Source organism: Kitasatospora sp. NPDC001540 (assembly GCF_042894345.1).
Taxonomy (GTDB): domain Bacteria; phylum Actinomycetota; class Actinomycetes; order Streptomycetales; family Streptomycetaceae; genus Kitasatospora; species Kitasatospora phosalacinea_C.
On sequence record NZ_JBIAVO010000011.1, the window covers coordinates 133998 to 151920 of the forward strand.

The window sequence follows — 17923 nt, forward strand, 5'->3', positions numbered from 1 at the left end:
TGCCCATGAGCGCCCTGCCCGGGGACGGCCCCCGCGAACGCATCCTGGCGACCGCCACCCGGCTGTTCGCCGAACGCGGCTACGACGCCACCAGCACCCGGGCGATCGGCGACGCGGTCGGCCTGAACATCGCCACCGTCGCCTACCACGTCGGCGCCAAGCCCGAGCTCTACCGCGAGGTGATGCGCCGCGCCCACCTCGCCCAGCGCCGGGTCGTCACCGAGGCCCTGACCCGCCTGCACGCCTGCGGCCCCACCCCCGCCGAGACCAGGGCCGCGCTGCTCGCCTTCGTCGACGACTACCTGACCTTCTGCCTGGAGCACCCCGAGGTCCCGGCGCTGTGGATGCGCCGCTGGCTGGCCGAGGGCGCCGACCACTCCGACATCGAGAGCGAGTTCGCCGGTCCGCTGGTCGCCGAGGTCGCCGCCGCCGTCCGCTCCGTGCTGGCCCGGGCCGGGCTCGGCCCCGACGCGGACGTCGAGATGCTGGTCTTCACCATCGTCTGGACCTCCCACTCCTTCGGCCAGGCCGGGGTGATCGACCCCACCGGAACGCGCCGCGGCCCCCTCGACCTGCCCGTCCTGGAACGCTTCCGCCGCCACCTGCACACCGTGGTCACCGCCGTCCTCGACCAGGTCCCGCCCGCCCCGCCCGCCGCCTGACGGGGCCTCAGCCGCCCGGCCCGGAGCAGCGAACGGCTTCACGGCGGCGGCCGGGCAGCAGCGGCCGCACCACAGCCCACTCCGCGTGGTCGGCGGTGTTCCCGCGCCGGTGTGCCAGGTCGTGGCACACGGGAGCGAGCGAGGTGGCCCCTGCTCCCGTGCCCGACCGTCGCCGCAGTCGCCCGATCGGGACACCCGTCGACAGACACCGCTCAAGACCGCGGGACGGGCCGGGACGCCGGCCGAGTGCCGCGGGTGCAACTGCGTGCGTGCTCCGCGCGTCCGTCCCGTTCGTGACGATGCGTTGGATACCTACGACACGGTTCGGCCGGGTCCTGGCGGCGGGCACCATCGGGCCGGTGCTGGCCGCGGTGCTGCTGTGGAACGTCCCGCTGGCCGGGCAGGGGCGGGGGGAGCCCGCGCTCACGCAGCTCCTGCCGCAGTCCCCGCCCGGACCGGGGCCCTGGGAGAGCTACCCGAAGGGCATGGACCTGCCTGAACGGGGGCTCGTCGAACAGGACTCCCGGAACTTCGTGCCCCACGGCAACGACTTCCTGCGCCACGGCTTCTCCCAGCGCGTCAGACGGTTCGCCTCCCCGACCTGGGCCTGGCTCTGCACCCACCGGCGCCGCCCGTCGGAGAGCGACAAGCCGTGGACCTACCAGTCGATCCGGCTGACCGGCAGTTCCGAGGCGGACGACCAGTCCTACACCTGCCTCATCCGGGACAAGACCTTCACGGAGGAGGGGCGCGAGGACTGGTACGGCGAACTCCGCTACGGCCAGTACGTCGTCGACATCGCTGTGATCGGCCGGGAACAGACGCCCCGCGCCCTGGATCTCCTCCAGCAGGCCGTGCGCGCCACCGACGGCCTCATGCCGGAATGACCGGGGCGTGGACCCCGCGTCGATCGGTCGGGCTCACGGCTGCCCGGGCGGGGTGATCGCGACGAGTTCCACCTCGAAGCCGTCGGCGTCCTCCAGATAGGCCGCGTAGTGGTGCTCGCCACCGGCGTGCGGGTGGGTCGCGGGGAACATCAGGCTCCAGCCGTGCCGGGCCGCCTCGGTGACCAGTTCCTCGACGGTGGCGGCGTCCTCGACGTGGAAGGCCAGGTGGTTCAGCCCGGGTCGGCGGCGGTCGTGCCGGTCGGCGGTGAGGGCCGGGGACCGCTCGAGGACGAGGTAGGTCGGCCCGAGCCGCCAGCTGCGGCCGGTCTCCCAGCTCTGCGAGACGGTGTAACCCAGCGTCCGGAGCAGCCAGCCGAGCGAGGCGAGGGCGCGATCGAGGTCGGGGACCCAGATCTCGACGTGGTGCAGTGCCCCGTGCGTCGGCCGGTTCATCCGGTCACCGCCTCCTCGCGTTCGGCCTCCTCGCGTTCGGCCCGGACGCCGCTGTCGAACCCGGCGCCGGAGCGGGACGGGGCGAGGAGGTGGGCGCCGGTGATCGCGCGCCAGCGGTCCTGGGCGGACCCGACCGGTTCGGCCACCACCGCCGGGACGGCGGGGAACGCCTCCCGCAGGGTCTTCCACGGACCCGTCGTGCCACGGCCGACGACGAGTCCGGGGCCGCTCGTGCCAGGGCGGCGGCAGTCGCGCGGCGGATCGGCCGGGTCCGTGCGGCGGGCCTCCGGGGCCGTACGGCCGGGTGTCCGCCCCGTCGGCCGGAACGCGTGCTCCGGGCCGGATCGGCGCGGGGACGGCTGCCGTCGGCCGGTCCGCGTCCGCGCGGGCGGCACCGGCGGTCGGCTGCTCCAGCGGGCGGTCCCGCTCCGACCGCTCACGCGGCGGCGGCCCCGGCCCGCTCGGAGCGCCCCGCGACCAGCACCGGCGCCACCGCGGCCCGGAAGCCCGCCCGGTCGCTGCCGTACGCCGCGGACATCGCCCGCAGCCACCACGTCCCGATCACCGCCTCGCGCTCCACGGGGTCCTCCACCGGCCCGAGTTCGCCGTAGAACCGGGCCCGCTCCTCGTACGTGAGCGCCTGCTCGATGCCGTTGATGCTGCGCGGCACGCGCAGCGTCCCGGTCTCTGCCGTCGCGGTCATCCCTCCACCCTCCCACGTGTCTGCTCCGACGGTACCCGGCCGGGCGCGATCCGTCCCCCACCGCCCCGGGCCCGCCCCGGCTCCCCCGCCCTGCGGCGGGCCTGCCAGGATGCGGGCATGCCTCCCCTCGTTCCCCCCGTCCTGCCGCCCGGCAGTCTCAACCGCCGTGCCCAGCCGGTCCTTCCGGTCGACGGCGGCCTGGTGCTGCGGCCCTGGCTCGACTCCGACGCGGACGCCGTCGCCGAGGTCTTCCGCGACCCGGCGATCCGGCGCTGGCACCTGCGCGGGGCCGACTCGGCGGCGGAGACCGGCGAGTGGATCGCCCGCTGGCGGCGCGACTGGGCGGACGAGCGGGCCGCCCACTGGGCGGTCGCCGACCCGGACGGGGGCGGGCTGCTCGGCCGGGTCTCCCTGCAGTCCCTGGTGCTGTACGGCGGGCAGGCCGAGATCGCCTACTGGACCGCCCCCGCGGCCCGCGGCCGCGGCGTCTGCCCGCGGGCGGTGCGGCGGGTCAGCGACTGGGCGCTGCACGACGTCGGCTTCCACCGCATCGAACTCGGTCACTCCACGGCGAACCCCGCCTCCTGCCGGGTCGCCGGGAAGACCGGCTACCTCCTGGAGGGCACCCGCCGCAGCGCCCTGCTGCACGCCGACGGCTGGCACGACATGCACCTGCACGCCCGCGTCCGGGCGGACGCCTGAGCGCGGCGGACCGGCCGCGGTCAGCCGACGGCGGCGGTCACGCTCGGCGGTCGCGGCGGGCCGCCCGCCGGGCGATCCCCTCGGGGACGGCCTTGTTGAGCGAGCGCAGCGCCAGCAGCAGGACGCCGAGGTCGTCGATCAGGACCGGGTCGGGCAGCAGGTCCACCGGCCAGACCAGGTAGGCGATCGCCGCCCAGAACAGCACCTTCTTCGACCTCGGGATGCCCGCGTCGGCCAACAGCCGTCTGGTGCGCATCAGTTTGACCACCAGCACGATCGCAGCCGCCACCGTCGCGACCAGGAACACCGCGGCGGCGACCCACAGCACCGCACTCGTCCCCTCACCCATGCGTCCACCCCTTCGGCGTTCCTACCGGTTCCGTCGGAACACGTATGCCCCGCTTCGGCCGGAGTTCCCCTGCCCGGAGGGAGGTGACGGACGATCGACGGACGACGGCCGACGGCTCAGCGCAGCAGCGCGCGCAGGGCGCGGCGGAAGAGCAGGCGGCCGCACCAGGCGGTGGGGCGGTCGAGGAGGGCGGGCAGGGCGGCGATCCGCAGGTCCTCGCTCCAGCGGACGAGTGCGCCGCCGTGGTGGGGGCGGACCTCGATCCGGGCCCAACCGGTGACCACGGGGCCGCGTTTGGCGAGGTGGCAGGTGCCGGTGCGGCCGCCTTGCGGGGGTTCCCAGCGGGTCAGGTCCATGGTGTCGTCGAAGCCGAGGCGGCCCGCCCCGGTGCGGGCCACCACCGTCCGCCCGTCGGAGCGGACGGTGGTGAACGGGACGGCCGCGCCGTGCCGGGACCAGTCGGTGACGCGCCGCCAGGCCTCCTCGGCGGGGAGCGCGGTGGCCTGCACGATGCGGAACTCGGTCATCCCTCGATGCTATCCGGCCGGTCAGGGGCGGGTGTGCAGGGCGAAGCCGGTGCGTCCGGCCGGTTCGAGGCCGGCCTTGAGGTGCAGCGAGGGGATCTCGTAGTCGCCGAAGTTCTGGCGGCGGAACGGGATCGGCTCGGTGGTCCCCAGGGTGAGCAGGCGCTGTTCCCAGGCCGCGGCGACGGCCGGGTACTCCTCGGGGGTGAGCCGGTCGGCGCCGTGGACGACGAAGGGCGGCAGCACCTCCAGGCCGGGGTAGTAGAGGATGCCGTGCTGGATGGGGAACAGCAGGTCGTCGATGGGCCCGTTGATGCCGCGCTCCGCGTAGTGCGAGGCGGGGCCGCCGACGGTGACCGACAGCAGGGCGCGCCGTCCGGCGAGGGTGCCCTCGCCGAAGCGCTCGCCGTACTTGGTGTCGCTGTGCTCGCCGACGCCGTACGCGAAGTTGTAGGTGAAGACCCGGTCGACCCAGCCCTTGAGGATCGCGGGCATGGTGTACCACCACAGCGGGAACTGCAGGATGACGGTGTCGGCCCACAGCAGCTTCTCCTGCTCGGCGCGGACGTCCGCGGTGAGTTCCCCGGCGGTGAAGGCGCGGCCGGAGTCGCGGACGACGTTCAGCGGGCTGGAGGCGTGCGGGCCGTAGTCCGCGGCGTCGGCGGTGGCCTTCCAGCCCTTCGCGTACAGGTCGCTGACCCGCACCTCGTGGCCGGCGGCCCGCAGCACGGAGACCGCGTGGTCGGTGAGCGAGCCGTTGAGCGACTTCGGCTCGGGGTGGGCGTGGACGATCAGGGTCTTCATCGGGGTCTCTCCTCCGGTCGGGCCGCCTCTGCGGCACCTCCGATCCTGGCCGCCGCGGGGCCCGGCGTTCAGGGGCCGCGGTTCCGTAGGACCGGACTTCCTGGTACTCGCAGGACCACTGTCCGCGGCGCGCCACCAGGGGATACTGGTCCGCATGGACGATCTCGCGGGCTTCCTGCGGACCCGGCGCGCCCGGGTCGACCCGGCGACGGCCGGGATCCCCGTCGACGGGCGCCGCCGGGTGGCGGGGCTGCGACGCGAGGAGGTCGCGCACCTGTCGGGGGTGAGCGTCGACTACTACGTGCGCCTGGAGCAGGGGCGCGCCACCCAGCCCTCCGAGCAGGTGCTGGACGCGCTGGCCCGGGTGCTGGGCCTGGACCGGACCGAGCGGGAGCACCTGCACCGGCTGGCCCGGCAGCCCCGGCTGCGGACGAGGACCCCGAACGGACGGGTCCGCCCGGAGCTGCTGCGCATGCTGGACCTGGTCGCCGACGCGCCCGCGCTGATCATGGGCCACCGGCTGGACGTGCTGGCCGGGAACCGCCTCGCCGGGCTGCTCTACGGCCGCCCGGACGTCGCGGGCCTGAACATCGCCCGCCACCTCTTCCTGGAGGAGGGCGAGGACGGCCTCTACGCGGGCTGGGAGACCTGCACCCTCGACGTGGTCGGCCACCTGCGGCTGGCCGCCGGGAAGTACCCCGACGACCCCCGACTGACCTCGCTGATCGGCGAGTTGGCGATGGGCAGCGAGCGCTTCCGCCGCCTGTGGGCCCGCGCGGAGGTGCGCGCCCGCACGCACGGGAGCAAGGCGTACCGCCACCCGCTGGTGGGGCTGCTCGAACTGCACCAGGAGAACTTCGCGCTGCCGGACGGGTCGGGCGCCGAACTGCTGGTGCTCACCGCGGCCCCCGGCACCCCCTCCGCGGACGGGCTGCGCCTGCTCGCGGGCCTGGGCGCGGCGGACGCCGCCGTGCCGGACGCGGAGGGGACCGCCGGTCGGGGCGTCCGGGCCGCCGAGTAGCGCGGGCGCCCGGGCCGCCGAGTAGCCCGGGCGCCCGCCGCCCGGCTCAGCCCGCCGTCGCGGTGGTGGCGGCGAGCGCCCGCGCGACGGTGTCGGCCAGCGGCGTGGTCGGGCGGCCGATCAGCCGGGCCAGGTCGCCGCTGCCGCCCGCCAGCAGGCCGCGGGCGATGCCGGAGACGTCGACGTCCACCAGGATCTCGGCGAGCTGCGGCGGCAGGCCCGCGCCGGTGAGCACGGCGAGGTGGGCCTCGGCGGGCAGTTCGTGGTGGGCGACCTCCCGGCCGCTCTGCCGGGAGAGTTCGGCGGCGTACTCCTCCAGCGTCCAGGCCCGGTCGCCGCTGAGTTCGTAGGCGCGGTTCTCGTGGCCCTCGCCGGTCAGCACGACGGCGGCCGCGGCGGCGTAGTCGGCGCGGGCGGCCGAGCCGATCCGGCCGCCCGCGGTGCTGCCGACCACGCCGTGCTCCAACTGGACCGGGATCAGGGCGGTGTAGTTCTCGGTGTACCAGCCGTTGCGCAGGAAGGTGTGCGGCAGGCCGGAGTCGAGGATCAGCCGCTCGGTGGCCTTGTGCTCCTCGGCGAGCCGGAAGTCGGCGTCCGGACCGCCGAGCACCCCGGTGTAGACCAGGCGGGCGGCCCCGGCGGCCTTCGCGGCCGTGACCACGGCGGCGTGCTGGGCGACCCGGCGGCCGACCTCGCTGCCGGAGACCAGCAGCACGGTGTCGCCGGGCCGGACCGCCGCGGCCAGCGTCTCGGGCCGGTCGTAGTCGGCGAGGCGCAGTTCGACGCCGCGGGCGGCCAGGTCGGCGGCCTTCCGCTCGTCGCGGACGGCGGCGGCGACCTCGGCGGCCGGGACGCGGGCCAGCAGTTCGCCGATGACGAGGCGGCCGAGCTGTCCGGTGGCGCCGGTGACGACGATGCTCATGGGGATGCAACTCCTGGGGTGGTGCGACGGTGGGTGCGACGGGCTGTCGCACCCACCGTAGGAAAGTCACTAACGATTCGGAAGTACCAACTTTCGGGTAAGCTACTTCCATGAACCCCAGGGTGAAGGAACTGACCGGCGGACTGGAGCCGGACGTCAACTCGGCGGACTGCGCCTCCCGCGGCATCCTCGAACACGTCACCAGCCGCTGGGCCGTGCTGGTGCTGGCCGTCCTGCTGGACGGCACCCACCGGTTCAGCGAGCTGCGCCGCGCGGTGGGCGGGGTGAGCGAGAAGATGCTCGCCCAGACCCTGCAGACCCTGGAGCAGGACGGCCTGGTGCACCGCGAGGCGCACGCCGTCATCCCGCCGCGGGTCGACTACACGCTGACCCCGCTCGGCGAGGAGGCCGCCCGGCAGGTCTGGGCGCTGGCCCGCTGGGCCGAGTCGCGCGTCCCCGAGGTGCTGGCGGCCCGGGCGGCCCACGCCGGGGCGAAGGCCGCGGCAGCGGGCGCGGCGGCAAAGGCGGGGACTCGCGCTTGACTTCAAGTCGGCTTGAAGAACGAGACTGGGCGGCATGCCGAACACCACCGCAGCCGCCGGTCAAGCCACCGGTCCGGACGGCGACCTGAGTCACCGTCACCCCGCCGACGACCTCCCGCTCCCGGGCGCCGCGCTCGACGAGATCGCCGCCCGGCTGGCCGCCGGGGCGGAGGTGGTGGGCGTCGGGGAGTCCACCCGCTTCTCCCGGGAGACCTTCGCCGTCCGGGACCAGCTGTTCCGCCGACTGGTGCGGGAGCACGGCTTCCGCGCGCTGGCCCTCCAGGACGACCCGGTGGCCGCCGCCGCCCTCGACGCGTACGCGAACGGCGGCCCGGGTTCGGCCGCGTACGCGCTGGCCGGCGCCTGGAGGCCGTGGCGCACCGCCGAGATGGCGGCGGCACTGGAGTGGGTGCGGGCGTTCAACCGGGACCACCCGGACGATCCGGTGCGGATCTTCGGCGTGCGACCGGCCCGGGCGCGGCCCGCCGACTACGAGGCCGTGCTGGCGTTCGTGCGCGCGACCGCCCCGGAGCTGCTCGCCCGGGTCGCGGCCCACCTGGATCCCGTCCGCACCGCCCACGAGACGGCGGAGCACGTGCAGCGCGCGCGGGGCGTCCACCCGGGACGCCCGTTCGCCGAGCACGCCCGGGACGCGCTGGCGCTGGTCGAGCCGCTGCCCGGCGCGGACCGGCCCGGCGGCGCGGCCGAGCGGATGCGGCTGATCGTGGAGTTCCACGAGCACAGCGTCGCCGGGCGCGGCAGCTACGCGGGCGAGGCGGAGCCGTGGGCCGGGGCGGTCGTGGACTTCCGGCGGCGGACCGGCCTGCGCGTCGTCTACTGGGACGGCCTCGGGCACACCTCGGCGGCCGGGGCGGGGCTGGGCCTGGCGTCCGGAGCGGGCACGCAGGCCACCACGGGCAGCGTGCTGCGCGAGCGCTACGGCGCGGGGTACGTCTCGGCGGCGATCGGCTTCCACCACGGCGACCTCGGGGTGGTCACCGTCCCGCCCCCGGCCGCGGACCTGGTCGACGCGCGGCTCGGCGAGGGGGCCCCGGCCGCCCGCTGGCTGGACCTGCGCGAGCAGGACGTCCGCCGCCGGTGGGACGGGCCGGCGAAGGTCCGCGTCGTCAGCGGCGTCTACACCCCCGAGGGCGACGCCGCCGAGCACCTGGCCGTGGCCTCGCTGGCCGCCGCCTTCGACGTCCTGGTCCACCTCCGCCGGGCCAGCGCGGTGCACTGGCTGCCGTGACGCCCGACCGGGCGCGTCAGGGGGCGACGACGAGCTCCGGGTGGTGCTGCTTCATCGCGGCGAGCACGGCCTCGGGCGTGACCGGGAGGGTGTTGACCGGGATGTTCGCGGGCCCGAAGCCGAGCCTGAGGCTCATGCCCGCGGTGGCGCGGACCAGGCGCGGGGCGCGGGCCAGGTAGGTGTCGGGGTCGTGCAGGACGAGTTCGAGGAAGCGCTGCGAGGTGGTGCGGCGCACCTGCTGCACCCGCAGCCGGACGGCGGCGATCTCGGCCCACTCGAAGCGGCCGAGGCGGAAGTGTTCCAGGCCGCCCGCGTCGATGACCAGCTCGGGCCGCCCGCTGCCGAGGCGACACATCAGGAGGACCACGCCGGTGCCGAAGAAGGGCACGGCCACCGCCCCGGCGACGGTCATCTCCACCGTGCTGTGCGCGACCAGGAACGCCACCCCCGCCGCCACGAAGGCCACCGCCATGGCCAGGAGCAGCCAGGCCTTGCGCCGGGAGGAGTGGTACACCGTGGGGGCGGTCCGGCCGCCGTCTTCGATCACGGCCGCCACCGTAGCGCCGCCCCTCCCCCACCGTCAGCCCCTTGGCCGGACCTTGATCCACCTCCCGCAGCGGACCCGTCCGAGGGGTTCCGGCGGACCGTCCGGCGGGCGGGGACGGGCGTCCTGGCCCGCGCTAGGAGTTGCTCCGGAAGTGCTGGGCCGACGCCGCCGACGAGGAGGGGACGCCCCTGGCCGGGGCCCGGGAGCTGGCCGCCCGGTCGGCCGACTGGTCCAGCGCGTACCTGGATCTGTCGCTGGCCGAACTGTTCCGCTCGTACGGGGCGCCGACCGGTGAGGGCGACGCCGTCGACCTGGACGACTTCCTGGAGGAGGCGGTGCCCGAGGGCGCCGTGCTGGCGCACCTCGACGCGCTGGGGGCGGTCTCGGAGGCCGTTGCCGCCTGCACCGGTGACTGCTGGGACGGCGCCCTCCGCTGTCTGCAGACCGCCGCGCTCGCTGCGCGGCAGCGGCAGGGCGACCCCCGTCTTCCCGGCCCGGGCGCCGAGCTGCGGCGGCAACGGGAGGACCTCGAACGCGTCAGGGCCGCCGGTGCCCGTGGGCGCGGCTCCGTGGTGGCCGAACTGCGTGCTCGTACTGCGGCGGACGCCCTCGGCTGGCGGCGGGCGACCGAACAGCTCGACCTGCTGCACGACTGATTCGACCCGCTCACGGCCTTGCCTCCTCGGCCCCGGCGAGCGGCCGCCCGGGCGGGGCCGTCCGGTCAACCGGCCTGGGGCGGCGCCCAGTTCGGGTCGCGGCCGAGCAGCCTGAGCACCCGGTCGAACGGGTCGGACCCGTCCGCGCCGGCCGCGTCCGCCAGGACGGGGCCGAAGGCCGCGCCGGGGGCCTCGCGGGCGGGCCCGGCGGGGACGAGGGCGGCGACCGGGAGGACGGCGGCCACCAGGTCGGCGTCGAAGGCGGGGCGCAGGCCGATCGAGACGGCGACGTCCCAGCCGTGGACGAGGTAGTCCAGGAAGTGGAAGGCGATCGCCTGCCGGGCCGGGAACGGGCCGCCGTCGCGGATCTCGGGCAGCCAGAACGCGCGCTCCGGCACGCCCTCCTCGGCGAAGGCCGCGGCGACCTCGGCCACCGAGGCGGCGAACACCCCCGCCGGGTCGGCCCCGACGGGGCGGTCCGCCCACTCGGCGCGGTCGCGGCCGCCGCCGCGGGCGGCGGCCGCGAAGCCGTGGTTCTGCCCGGTCATGTGCGCGAGCAACTGCCCGAGCGTCCACGCCCCGCAGGGGGTCGGCCGGTCGAGCGCGGCGGCGTCGACCCGGTCGACGTAGGAGCGGGCGGCCCGCAGTGCGCGCGCGTCGAGCGCCCGGATGTCCACGTCCTGAGTGTCCGTCATGGCGCCGAGCGTACCCGAGATTTCAGCACGGTCGTACGAATTATTTCCCGGGTCGCGGCGGCGTCAGCGCAGCGCGTACATCCGGATCACCACCGTCCGCCCCTCGTCCTCGGGGCGGGCCAGGCCGACGAAGACCGTCTCGGCCAGCCAGCGGTGGGCGGGGGCGTCGGTGCGGAAGACGGGCGCGGTGCGGAAGTAGACGCCCGCCTCGCTGACCCGCAGGCCGTCCTCCTCGTACTGGGCGGGGCAGTCGGGGCCGGGCCGGTAGTAGCCGCGGTTGACGACGTCGATGACGGCGCCGTCCTCGGCCTGCAGCAGGTAGCGGGCGTCGAGCTGGCAGACGGCGCCGCGGGTGCTGCCCCAGTCGCCGCCGCCGGGCAGCACGGTGCCGGTGAGGCGCGGGCCGGTGACGGTGCCGCCGGTGATCGGGGTGAACGCCAGGGCCTCGCCGTCGCCGTGGCCGACGTGCCGGGCGGGGGCGAGGTGGGCGCGGATCTCGAAGACGAAGTCGAGGGCGGGGGTCACGGGGTCACGGCCTTTCGTTCGGGCTGCGGAGCGGACTGCCGGGCGGACTGCCGGCCGGAGCGGGGGCGGGGGCGGGATCGACCAGGGCGCGAGTGTACGGGTTGGCGCGGGGCGGTGGGCACGTCCCTCGCACCCGGCTGCCCCTGCTCGGCCCCTCCGAGGAGAGCCGCGTGGCCGGCCGCCGCGCCGGTCACCAACCGCGCGCGGGTCCGCCCGCCCGGGAGTTCCGCCCCGCCCCGCCCCGGCGGCCGGGGAGCCGGTGCGGTCAGGCAGTCGGCGCGGTCAGGTAGTCGCCGTGCTCCAGGTCCTCCAGCAGGGTCGGGCCGGTGGGCGACCAGCCGAGCAGGCCCCGGGTGCGGGCGCTGGAGACGGGGCCGTCGAAGGCGTAGGCGGTGGCCATGAACGGGCTCGCGAAGTGGGTGGCGGCTTCGGCGGGGGTGAGCGAGGCGGTGGGCAGGCCGAGGCCCCGGGCGATGGTCTCGGCGATGCTCCGGAAGGTGACGCCGCTCTCGGCGACCCCGTGCAGCACGCTGCCTGCGGGCGCCTGCTCCAGGGCCAGCCGGAACAGGACCGCCGCGTCGAGCCGGTGCACCGCGGGCCACCGGTTGCCGCCGTCCCCGACGTAGGCCGAGACGCCGGTCTTCCGGGCGGTGGCGACGAGCATCGGGACGAAGCCGTGGTCCGCGGGGCCGTGGACGGTCGGGGCGAGGCGGACCACGCTCGCGCGCACGCCCCGGGCGGCGAAGTCCAGGCAGGCCCGCTCGCCCGCGATCCGGAACGCGGCGAGACCGGACGCGTCGGGCTCGTCCTCCTCGGTGGCCTCCCGGCCCGCGGGCAGGACCAGGGTGCCCGAGGTGCTGACGAACGGCTTCCCCGTCCCCTCCAGCGGTCGGCCGAGCGCCTGGATCGCGGTGCGGTCGCGCCGCCTCATGTCGTCGAGGTCGGAGAAGTCGCCGCCGAAGGCCATGTGCAGGACGGCGTCGGCGGCTTCGGCGCCGCTGCGCAGGCGGTCGAGGTCGTCCAGCGAGCCGCGGTGCGGCGCGGCGCCGAGCGACGCCAGCCGGGCGGCGGCCGCGTCCGAGCGGGCCAGGGCGGTGACGGTGTGGCCGGCCGCGACGAGTTCGGCGACGACCGCGGGCCCGGTCTGGCCGGATCCGCCGGTGACGAAGACGTGCATCTGAGCGCTCCCCATTTTTTACGTCAGTGACTGGCGCTACGTGGCGCCGTCGCCGAGCCTAGGTAGCGTCAGTGACTGACGTCAAGAAGCGCCAGTGACTGGCGCGTGCGCTACCCTCGGGGCGTGCCACGGAGCGGAGCAGAAGCTCGCCGCCGCCTCCAGCAGGCGGCCTTGGAGCTGTACCAGGAACACGGGTTCGACCGGACGACGACGGCCGAGATCGCCGCCCGGGCGGGCGTCAACGAGCGCACCTTCTTCCGACACTTCCCGGACAAGCGCGAGGTGCTCTTCGACGGCGAGGCCGACCTGCGCGCCGCGCTGGTCCGGGCGGTGGCCGAGGCGCCCGACGGCCTGTCCCCGCTCGACGTGCTGCTGCGCGCCTTCCGGACGGCCGAACCGGTCCTGGAGCGCAACCGCCCGTTCGCCGAGCCGCGCCTGCGGGTCATCGCGACGACCCCGGCGCTGCGCGAACGCGACCTGGCCAAGGCCGCGGCGCTCGGCGACGCCCTGGCGGAGGCCCTGCGGCAGCGCGGCGTCGCCGACCGACCGGCCGCACTGGCCGCCACGGCCGGGTGGGCCGCCTTCCACCGGGCGGTCCAGTCCTGGATCGACGCCCCCGCCTCCCGCCTGGACGTGCACCTCCGCCGGGCCTTCGACGACCTGCGCAGCCTCCTCGAAGGCTGACCCCCTCTCCTCGCCGTCACTCTCCGCAGCCGACCCGTCCGACCGGCACGGGACGGACGTCCGCGTCCAACCGCCTTTCACCTGCGCCTACTTGATTCCCCGAACGGCGCACCGCCCACCCGGCGGGCGAGTAGGGTGTCACCGTCCGCAGTCGGGGAGGAAGGGGCGCGGCATGCCTGAATTCGGGGAGTGGAACGGGCTGTTCGAGGGGGTCGACGTCACCGGAATGCGCTGGGCGTGGCTGTCCGGGCTGTCCAGGCACCCCGCCCTGGACGTCCGGGTGCGGCTGGCGCCCCTGATGCCGTACATGGCGATGGACGGGAGACACCCGCCGGAGGTGGTCGAGGCCGCCGTCGCCTGCCCCGACTGGCGGGTGCGCCGCTACTGGGTGGAGAACCAGCGGGGGATGAGCCTCGCGCAGTGGGAGCGGCTGATCCGGGACGAACCGTCCCTCGACTGGCAGCGCACCTTCATGGCCCACCACACCGGCCAGCACGCACCGCGGCCCACTGCGGAGTGGTTCGCCCGGCGGGCGGCCGACCCGGACCCGCGGGTGCGGCTGCGGACGCTGTGGTTCCGGGGCCGGCCCGGGGAGGTGGCGGTGGCGCTGGCCGCCGACCCGGACCCGCAGGTGCGCCGGGAGGTCTGCCTCCACGCCTGGCACGAGGCGGGCGAGGCGGGCCGGGCGGCGCTGCTCGCCGACCCCGATCCGCAGGTCCGGGAGGCCGCGCGGGAGATGGCGGAGGACGAACCCCCGCTGTCCTCGGCCGAGTTCGCGGCGCTGGACGCGGAGGACCGGCTCGACGAACTCGCCGAACGGGGCGCCGAGGAGGAACTCCTGCGGCACCTGGCCGTCCACCCCGACCCGGGGCTGCGCCGCTACGCGGCCCGGGCCCAGCTGGACCCGGAACTGCTCGCCGCGCTGGCCGCGGACCCGGAGGAGGACGTCCGCGCCGAGATCGTCCGCGAGGACGTGCCCGACGCCGTGCGGGACCGGGCCGCGCAGGGCCTGCCGCCCGACCGGAAGTTCTGGCACCTGAAGTGGGTCGAGGACCTGCACGACGACCCCGCGGCGATGCGCCGCCTGGCCACCTCCGCGAGCGTCCCCGTCCGGCGCTCCGTCGCCCGGGCCCGCACCCTACCGCCCGACATCCTGGCACTGCTGGCCCGCGACCCCGACAGCGGTGTGCGCACCGCGATCACCGCCCACAACGAGGCGGCACCCCCCGAGCTGCTGCTGGAGGCCGCCCGGACCTGGCACCACCACGAAGAGGTGCTGCGCCACCCGAACTTCCCCTCCGACCGGCTGCGGGCCGCCTGGGCCGACGACCCCGAACCGACCGTGCGCCGCCTCGCCCTGCACGCCGCCGACTGCACCCCCGAGCTGGTCGAGCGGCTGGCCGACGACCCGGACCGGCTGGTGCACGCGCCCGCCGCCGCCGATCCGCGGCTGCCCGCGGCCGCCCTGCGGCGTCTGCTGGAGACCGCCGGGTCGGACGTCAGCGCGGGCTTCGAGACCGACGGGCTGCGCCGGGCGCTGACCCGCAACCCGGCGCTGCCGGTGCCGGTGCTGATCGGCCTGCTCCGCGACCGGGGGCAGGCCCAAGCCGCCGCCGCCAACCCGGCGATCCCGGCGGCGGTGGCCCTCCGGATGATCGACCTGGCGGCGGCGGCGCGGGAGTGAGCGGGCGTGAGCGGGCGTCAGTCGAGGCAGAACTCGTTGCCCTCGACGTCCTGCATGACGATGCACGAGTCGTCGCCGCCGTCGTACAGCAGCTGGACCCGGACGGCGCCGAGCGGGAGCAGGCGGGCGCACTCGGCCTCGAGCGCGGCCAGCCGCTCCTCGCCGCGCAGGCCGGTGCCGACCCGGACGTCGAGGTGGACGCGGTTCTTGACCGCCTTGCCCTCGGGGACGCGCTGGAAGTACAGCCGGGGACCGACGCCGGTGGGGTCGGTGCAGGCCGACCAGGAGCCGCGCTCCTCGGGCGGGCAGGAGGCCTGGTACGCCTCCCAACTGTCGAAGCCCTTGGGGGGATTGGACTCGTAGCCGAGCACCTCGCACCAGAAGCGGGCGACCCGGGCCGGGTCGGCGCAGTCGAAGGTGACCTGGAACTGTCTGAGCACTGCCATGGCGGGCACCCTAACAGCACGTCAGCCGGGTGTCGTCCGAATATCGGCCGGCCGTCGGCACCCCGACGCACCCACCCCGACGCCCCGTCGGACGTGGCAGCGCGAGACGCTCCGCAGGACGGCGGCGGGCTCGGGGTCGGTGCGGATCCCCACTGACGACGAGTGCCGTGGGGAAGGTGCCTTTCGAAGAGGGGAGGTGGGGTCAGCTGCCGTGCAGGGCGCGGAGCTTGTGCTTGAGGATCTTTCCGGTGGCGGTGCGCGGCAGGGCGTCCGCGAGCACCAGGGTCTTGGGGAGCTTGTACTTGGCGAGGAGCCCGGCCAGGGCGGCGAGCAGTTCCGCCGGGTCGGGCGCGGCGCCGGGTTCGGGGACGACCACGGCGCGGCCGACCTCGCCCCACTTGGCGTCGGGGACGCCGTGGACGGCGCACTCGGCGACGCCGGGCAGGGCGAGCAGGGCCTCCTCGACCTCGGCGGGGTAGACGTTCTCGCCGCCGGAGATGTACATGTCCTTGATCCGGTCGGCGATGGTGAGGTAGCCGTCGGCGTCGGCCCGGGCGGCGTCGCCGCTGCGGAACCAGTCGCCGTGGAAGGACCGGGCGGTGGCCTCGGGCAGGCCCCAGTACCCGGGGCCGACGTTGGGCCCGCTGACCAGCACCTCGCCGACCTCGCCGACCCCGGCCTCCCGCCCGTCCGGGGTGGTCAGCCGCACGTCGGTGAAGAAGTGCGGGACGCCCGCGCTGCCCGCCTTGGCGACGGTGTGCCCGGCGTCCAGGAAGAGCACGCCAGGCCCGGCCTCGGTCATGCCGTAGCCCTGCTGGAAGGACAGGCCGCGGCGCAGGTAGGTGTCGATCAGCGGGCGCGGGACGGGGGCGCCGCCGCAGTTGAGGATGCGCAGGCTGCTCAGGTCGGCGCCGTCCCAGCCGCTCTGGCGGGCCATCAGGTCGAACATGGTCGGCACGCCGAACATGTAGGTGATGCGCTCCCGGGCGATCAGTTCCAGGGTCGCGGCCGGGTCGAAGGACTCGACCAGGTGGCAGGTGCCGCCCTTGAGCAGGACGGGCAGGGTGAGCATGTTCAGGCCGCCGGTGTGGAACAGCGGGGCGGCGACCAGGGCGCTGTCGTCGGCGAGCAGGTCGGTGTCGACCAGGACGTTGTAGGCGTTCCAGGTGAGGTTGCCGTGGGTGAGCAGGGCGCCCCTGGGACGGCCGGTGGTGCCCGAGGTGTACATGATCAGGCAGGTGTCGTCGAGGCCGACCGGCTCGTCGAGCGGCGCGCTCCCGGCCCCGGCCAGCCAGGACTCGTACGGCTCCCCGGTCTCCACCGCCACCGGCACCGCGCCGGGCGGCACCAGCGGGGCGCAGCCGGGTGCGTGGATCAGCACCCGGGCCCCGCTGTCGTCGAGCTGGAAGGCGATCTCGGGCCGGGCGAGGCGGGTGTTGAGCGGGACGAAGAGCGCGCCGAGCAGGCCGGTCGCGAACAGCGTCTCCAGGAAGGCCGGGTGGTTGGGGCCCAGGTAGGCGACCCGGTCGCCGCGGCGGACCCCGGCGGTGCGCAGGGCGTGGGCCAGCCGGGTGCTGCGCTCGTGCAGATCGGCGTAGCTGTGGCGGTGTCCGGTGTGGACGAGGGCGGTGCGGTGCGGGGTCTTCCTGGCGCGGCGGGCGGGCCAGGAGCCGATTCCCTGGTTGCGCATGAGGGTGTGACAGCCTTTCGGGACTCGGGACTCGGGACTCGGGACTCGGGACGCGGGACGCGGGGCGCGGGGCCGGTTCAGGCCAGGCCGAGCAGGCGGACGGCGTTGTCCTTGAGGATCTTCGGCCGGACCTCGTCCTTGATCGGCAGCTTCGCGAAGTCGGCGAGCCAGCGGTCGGGGGTGAGCACGGGGAAGTCGGAGCCGAACAGCACCTTGTCCTGCAGCAGGGTGTTGGCGTACTGGACCAGCTGCGGCGGGAAGTACTTGGGCGACCAGCCGGAGAGGTCGATGTGCACGCCGGGCTTGTGGGTGGCGACGGCCAGCGCCTCGTCCTGCCAGGGGAAGGACGGGTGGGCCAGGACCACCTTCAGGTGCGGGAAGTCGGCGGCGACGTCGTCCACGTGCATCGGGTTGGAGTACTTGAGCCGGATGCCGCCCCCGCCGGGGACGCCCGCGCCGATGCCGGTCTGGCCGGTGTGGAAGAGTGCGACGGTGCCGGTCTCCTCGAGCAGCTCGTACAGGGGGTAGGCCATCCGGTCGTTCGGGAAGAAGCCCTGGATGCTGGGGTGGAACTTGAAGCCCTTGACGCCGAACTCCTCCACCAGGCGGCGGGCCTGCCGCACTCCGGCCCGGCCGCGGAACGGGTCGATCGAGGCGAACGGGATCAGCACGTCGGCGTTGGCGGCCGCGGCCTCGGCGACCTCCTCGTTGGGCACCGGTGGGCGGCCGGTGGCGTGCTCGGCGTCGACGGTGAACACCACGGCGGCCATCCGGCGCTCGCGGTAGTGCGCGGCCAGCTCGGCCACGGTCGGCTTGCGGTGCGCCCCGTCGGCCTTGAAGTAGCCGCTGGAGGCCGCGTTCAGCTCCTCGTCGAGCGAGGCGTGGCCGTGCGCGGAGACCTCGGCGTGGGTGTGGACGTCGATCGCGGTCAGCTCGGCGGGGTTCACTCGGCGGCGCCGGGGACGACCGGGACGGGGGTGCCGACCGTGCCGGTCAGGTCC

At 75.6% G+C, this 17923-nt stretch carries 23 protein-coding genes; 9 read left to right on the forward strand and 14 right to left on the reverse strand.

Annotated features, from left to right (window positions below; genetic code table 11):
* Window positions 1-5: 5 nt before the first annotated feature.
* Complete coding sequence (locus ACFY00_RS16130) at window positions 6-662, forward strand: TetR/AcrR family transcriptional regulator (protein WP_388031783.1); 657 nt, start codon at window positions 6-8, stop codon at window positions 660-662.
* Window positions 663-961: 299 nt separating this feature from the next.
* Window positions 962-1549, forward strand: coding sequence for a hypothetical protein (locus ACFY00_RS16135; RefSeq protein WP_388031785.1), 588 nt, complete (start codon window positions 962-964; stop codon window positions 1547-1549).
* A gap of 33 nt (window positions 1550-1582) precedes the next feature.
* Here ACFY00_RS16135 and ACFY00_RS16140 read toward each other — a convergent pair whose 3' ends face one another.
* The 3 genes from ACFY00_RS16140 to ACFY00_RS16150 all read right to left on the reverse strand — a co-directional run bounded on the left by ACFY00_RS16140 (window position 1583) and on the right by ACFY00_RS16150 (window position 2705).
* Window positions 1583-2002, reverse strand: a complete 420-nt coding sequence (locus ACFY00_RS16140) for a VOC family protein (RefSeq protein ID WP_388031788.1) — start codon at window positions 2000-2002, stop codon at window positions 1583-1585.
* Window positions 1999-2151: a hypothetical protein gene (locus tag ACFY00_RS16145; RefSeq protein WP_388031790.1), complete on the reverse strand. Its 153-nt coding sequence runs from the start codon at window positions 2149-2151 to the stop codon at window positions 1999-2001. The genes ACFY00_RS16140 and ACFY00_RS16145 overlap by 4 nt, the downstream gene beginning before the upstream one ends.
* Before the next feature lie 287 nt (window positions 2152-2438).
* The gene (locus ACFY00_RS16150) at window positions 2439-2705 is read right to left on the reverse strand and encodes a hypothetical protein (protein ID WP_388031793.1); all 267 of its coding nucleotides are present in this window, start codon (window positions 2703-2705) and stop codon (window positions 2439-2441) included.
* 117 nt (window positions 2706-2822) lie between these two features.
* On the opposite strand from ACFY00_RS16150, the gene ACFY00_RS16155 reads away from it, so the two are divergent.
* Window positions 2823-3407, forward strand: a complete 585-nt coding sequence (locus ACFY00_RS16155; protein WP_388031795.1) for a GNAT family N-acetyltransferase — start codon at window positions 2823-2825, stop codon at window positions 3405-3407.
* A 37-nt stretch (window positions 3408-3444) separates the two neighbouring features.
* On the opposite strand, the gene ACFY00_RS16160 is transcribed toward ACFY00_RS16155, so the two are convergent.
* The 3 genes from ACFY00_RS16160 to ACFY00_RS16170 all read right to left on the reverse strand — a co-directional run bounded on the left by ACFY00_RS16160 (window position 3445) and on the right by ACFY00_RS16170 (window position 5084).
* Entirely contained in the window at window positions 3445-3756 is a 312-nt protein-coding gene (locus ACFY00_RS16160) for a YkvA family protein (protein ID WP_388031798.1), read from the reverse strand.
* 116 nt (window positions 3757-3872) lie between these two features.
* Window positions 3873-4283, reverse strand: a complete 411-nt coding sequence (locus tag ACFY00_RS16165) for an SRPBCC family protein (protein WP_388031800.1) — start codon at window positions 4281-4283, stop codon at window positions 3873-3875.
* 21 nt (window positions 4284-4304) lie between these two features.
* Window positions 4305-5084 (reverse strand): NAD(P)H-dependent oxidoreductase, encoded by a 780-nt coding sequence (locus ACFY00_RS16170; RefSeq protein ID WP_388031802.1) that lies wholly within the window; start codon window positions 5082-5084, stop codon window positions 4305-4307.
* Between the two features lie 154 nt (window positions 5085-5238).
* Between ACFY00_RS16170 and ACFY00_RS16175 the strand changes: the two genes are divergently transcribed.
* Window positions 5239-6105 (forward strand): helix-turn-helix transcriptional regulator, encoded by an 867-nt coding sequence (locus ACFY00_RS16175; protein ID WP_388031804.1) that lies wholly within the window; start codon window positions 5239-5241, stop codon window positions 6103-6105.
* Window positions 6106-6151: 46 nt separating this feature from the next.
* Here ACFY00_RS16175 and ACFY00_RS16180 read toward each other — a convergent pair whose 3' ends face one another.
* Window positions 6152-7027, reverse strand: coding sequence for an NAD(P)H-binding protein (locus ACFY00_RS16180; protein ID WP_388031807.1), 876 nt, complete (start codon window positions 7025-7027; stop codon window positions 6152-6154).
* A 110-nt stretch (window positions 7028-7137) separates the two neighbouring features.
* Here ACFY00_RS16180 and ACFY00_RS16185 point away from each other — a divergent pair, with 110 nt between their 5' ends.
* A complete protein-coding gene (locus ACFY00_RS16185) occupies window positions 7138-7569 on the forward strand; it encodes a winged helix-turn-helix transcriptional regulator (RefSeq protein ID WP_388031808.1) in 432 nt (143 codons plus the stop codon).
* Between the two features lie 34 nt (window positions 7570-7603).
* Window positions 7604-8818 (forward strand): erythromycin esterase family protein, encoded by a 1215-nt coding sequence (locus tag ACFY00_RS16190; protein WP_388031811.1) that lies wholly within the window; start codon window positions 7604-7606, stop codon window positions 8816-8818.
* Between the two features lie 16 nt (window positions 8819-8834).
* Here the strand turns inward: ACFY00_RS16190 and ACFY00_RS16195 are convergent, their stop codons facing one another.
* Complete coding sequence (locus ACFY00_RS16195) at window positions 8835-9365, reverse strand: STM3941 family protein (RefSeq protein ID WP_388031813.1); 531 nt, start codon at window positions 9363-9365, stop codon at window positions 8835-8837.
* Window positions 9366-9505: 140 nt separating this feature from the next.
* On the opposite strand from ACFY00_RS16195, the gene ACFY00_RS16200 reads away from it, so the two are divergent.
* Complete coding sequence (locus ACFY00_RS16200; protein ID WP_388031815.1) at window positions 9506-10021, forward strand: hypothetical protein; 516 nt, start codon at window positions 9506-9508, stop codon at window positions 10019-10021.
* Between the two features lie 65 nt (window positions 10022-10086).
* Here the strand turns inward: ACFY00_RS16200 and ACFY00_RS16205 are convergent, their stop codons facing one another.
* From ACFY00_RS16205 to ACFY00_RS16215, 3 genes are all read right to left on the reverse strand, one after another.
* On the reverse strand, window positions 10087-10716 hold the full coding sequence (locus ACFY00_RS16205; protein WP_388031817.1) for a TIGR03086 family metal-binding protein: 630 nt from the start codon (window positions 10714-10716) through the stop codon (window positions 10087-10089).
* Between the two features lie 63 nt (window positions 10717-10779).
* Window positions 10780-11241: a DUF3237 domain-containing protein gene (locus tag ACFY00_RS16210; protein ID WP_388031820.1), complete on the reverse strand. Its 462-nt coding sequence runs from the start codon at window positions 11239-11241 to the stop codon at window positions 10780-10782.
* A 265-nt stretch (window positions 11242-11506) separates the two neighbouring features.
* Window positions 11507-12418, reverse strand: coding sequence for an SDR family oxidoreductase (locus ACFY00_RS16215; protein ID WP_388031822.1), 912 nt, complete (start codon window positions 12416-12418; stop codon window positions 11507-11509).
* Between the two features lie 123 nt (window positions 12419-12541).
* On the opposite strand from ACFY00_RS16215, the gene ACFY00_RS16220 reads away from it, so the two are divergent.
* A complete protein-coding gene (locus ACFY00_RS16220; protein WP_388031824.1) occupies window positions 12542-13102 on the forward strand; it encodes a TetR family transcriptional regulator in 561 nt (186 codons plus the stop codon).
* A 172-nt stretch (window positions 13103-13274) separates the two neighbouring features.
* Window positions 13275-14786, forward strand: a complete 1512-nt coding sequence (locus ACFY00_RS16225) for a hypothetical protein (protein ID WP_388031826.1) — start codon at window positions 13275-13277, stop codon at window positions 14784-14786.
* A gap of 17 nt (window positions 14787-14803) precedes the next feature.
* Here the strand turns inward: ACFY00_RS16225 and ACFY00_RS16230 are convergent, their stop codons facing one another.
* The 3 genes from ACFY00_RS16230 to ACFY00_RS16240 all read right to left on the reverse strand — a co-directional run bounded on the left by ACFY00_RS16230 (window position 14804) and on the right by ACFY00_RS16240 (window position 17869).
* Window positions 14804-15232, reverse strand: a complete 429-nt coding sequence (locus ACFY00_RS16230; protein ID WP_388031828.1) for a VOC family protein — start codon at window positions 15230-15232, stop codon at window positions 14804-14806.
* 202 nt (window positions 15233-15434) lie between these two features.
* Window positions 15435-16922: a long-chain fatty acid--CoA ligase gene (locus ACFY00_RS16235; protein ID WP_388031830.1), complete on the reverse strand. Its 1488-nt coding sequence runs from the start codon at window positions 16920-16922 to the stop codon at window positions 15435-15437.
* Window positions 16923-16999: 77 nt separating this feature from the next.
* Window positions 17000-17869: an amidohydrolase family protein gene (locus ACFY00_RS16240; protein WP_388031831.1), complete on the reverse strand. Its 870-nt coding sequence runs from the start codon at window positions 17867-17869 to the stop codon at window positions 17000-17002.
* Window positions 17870-17923: the final 54 nt, after the last annotated feature.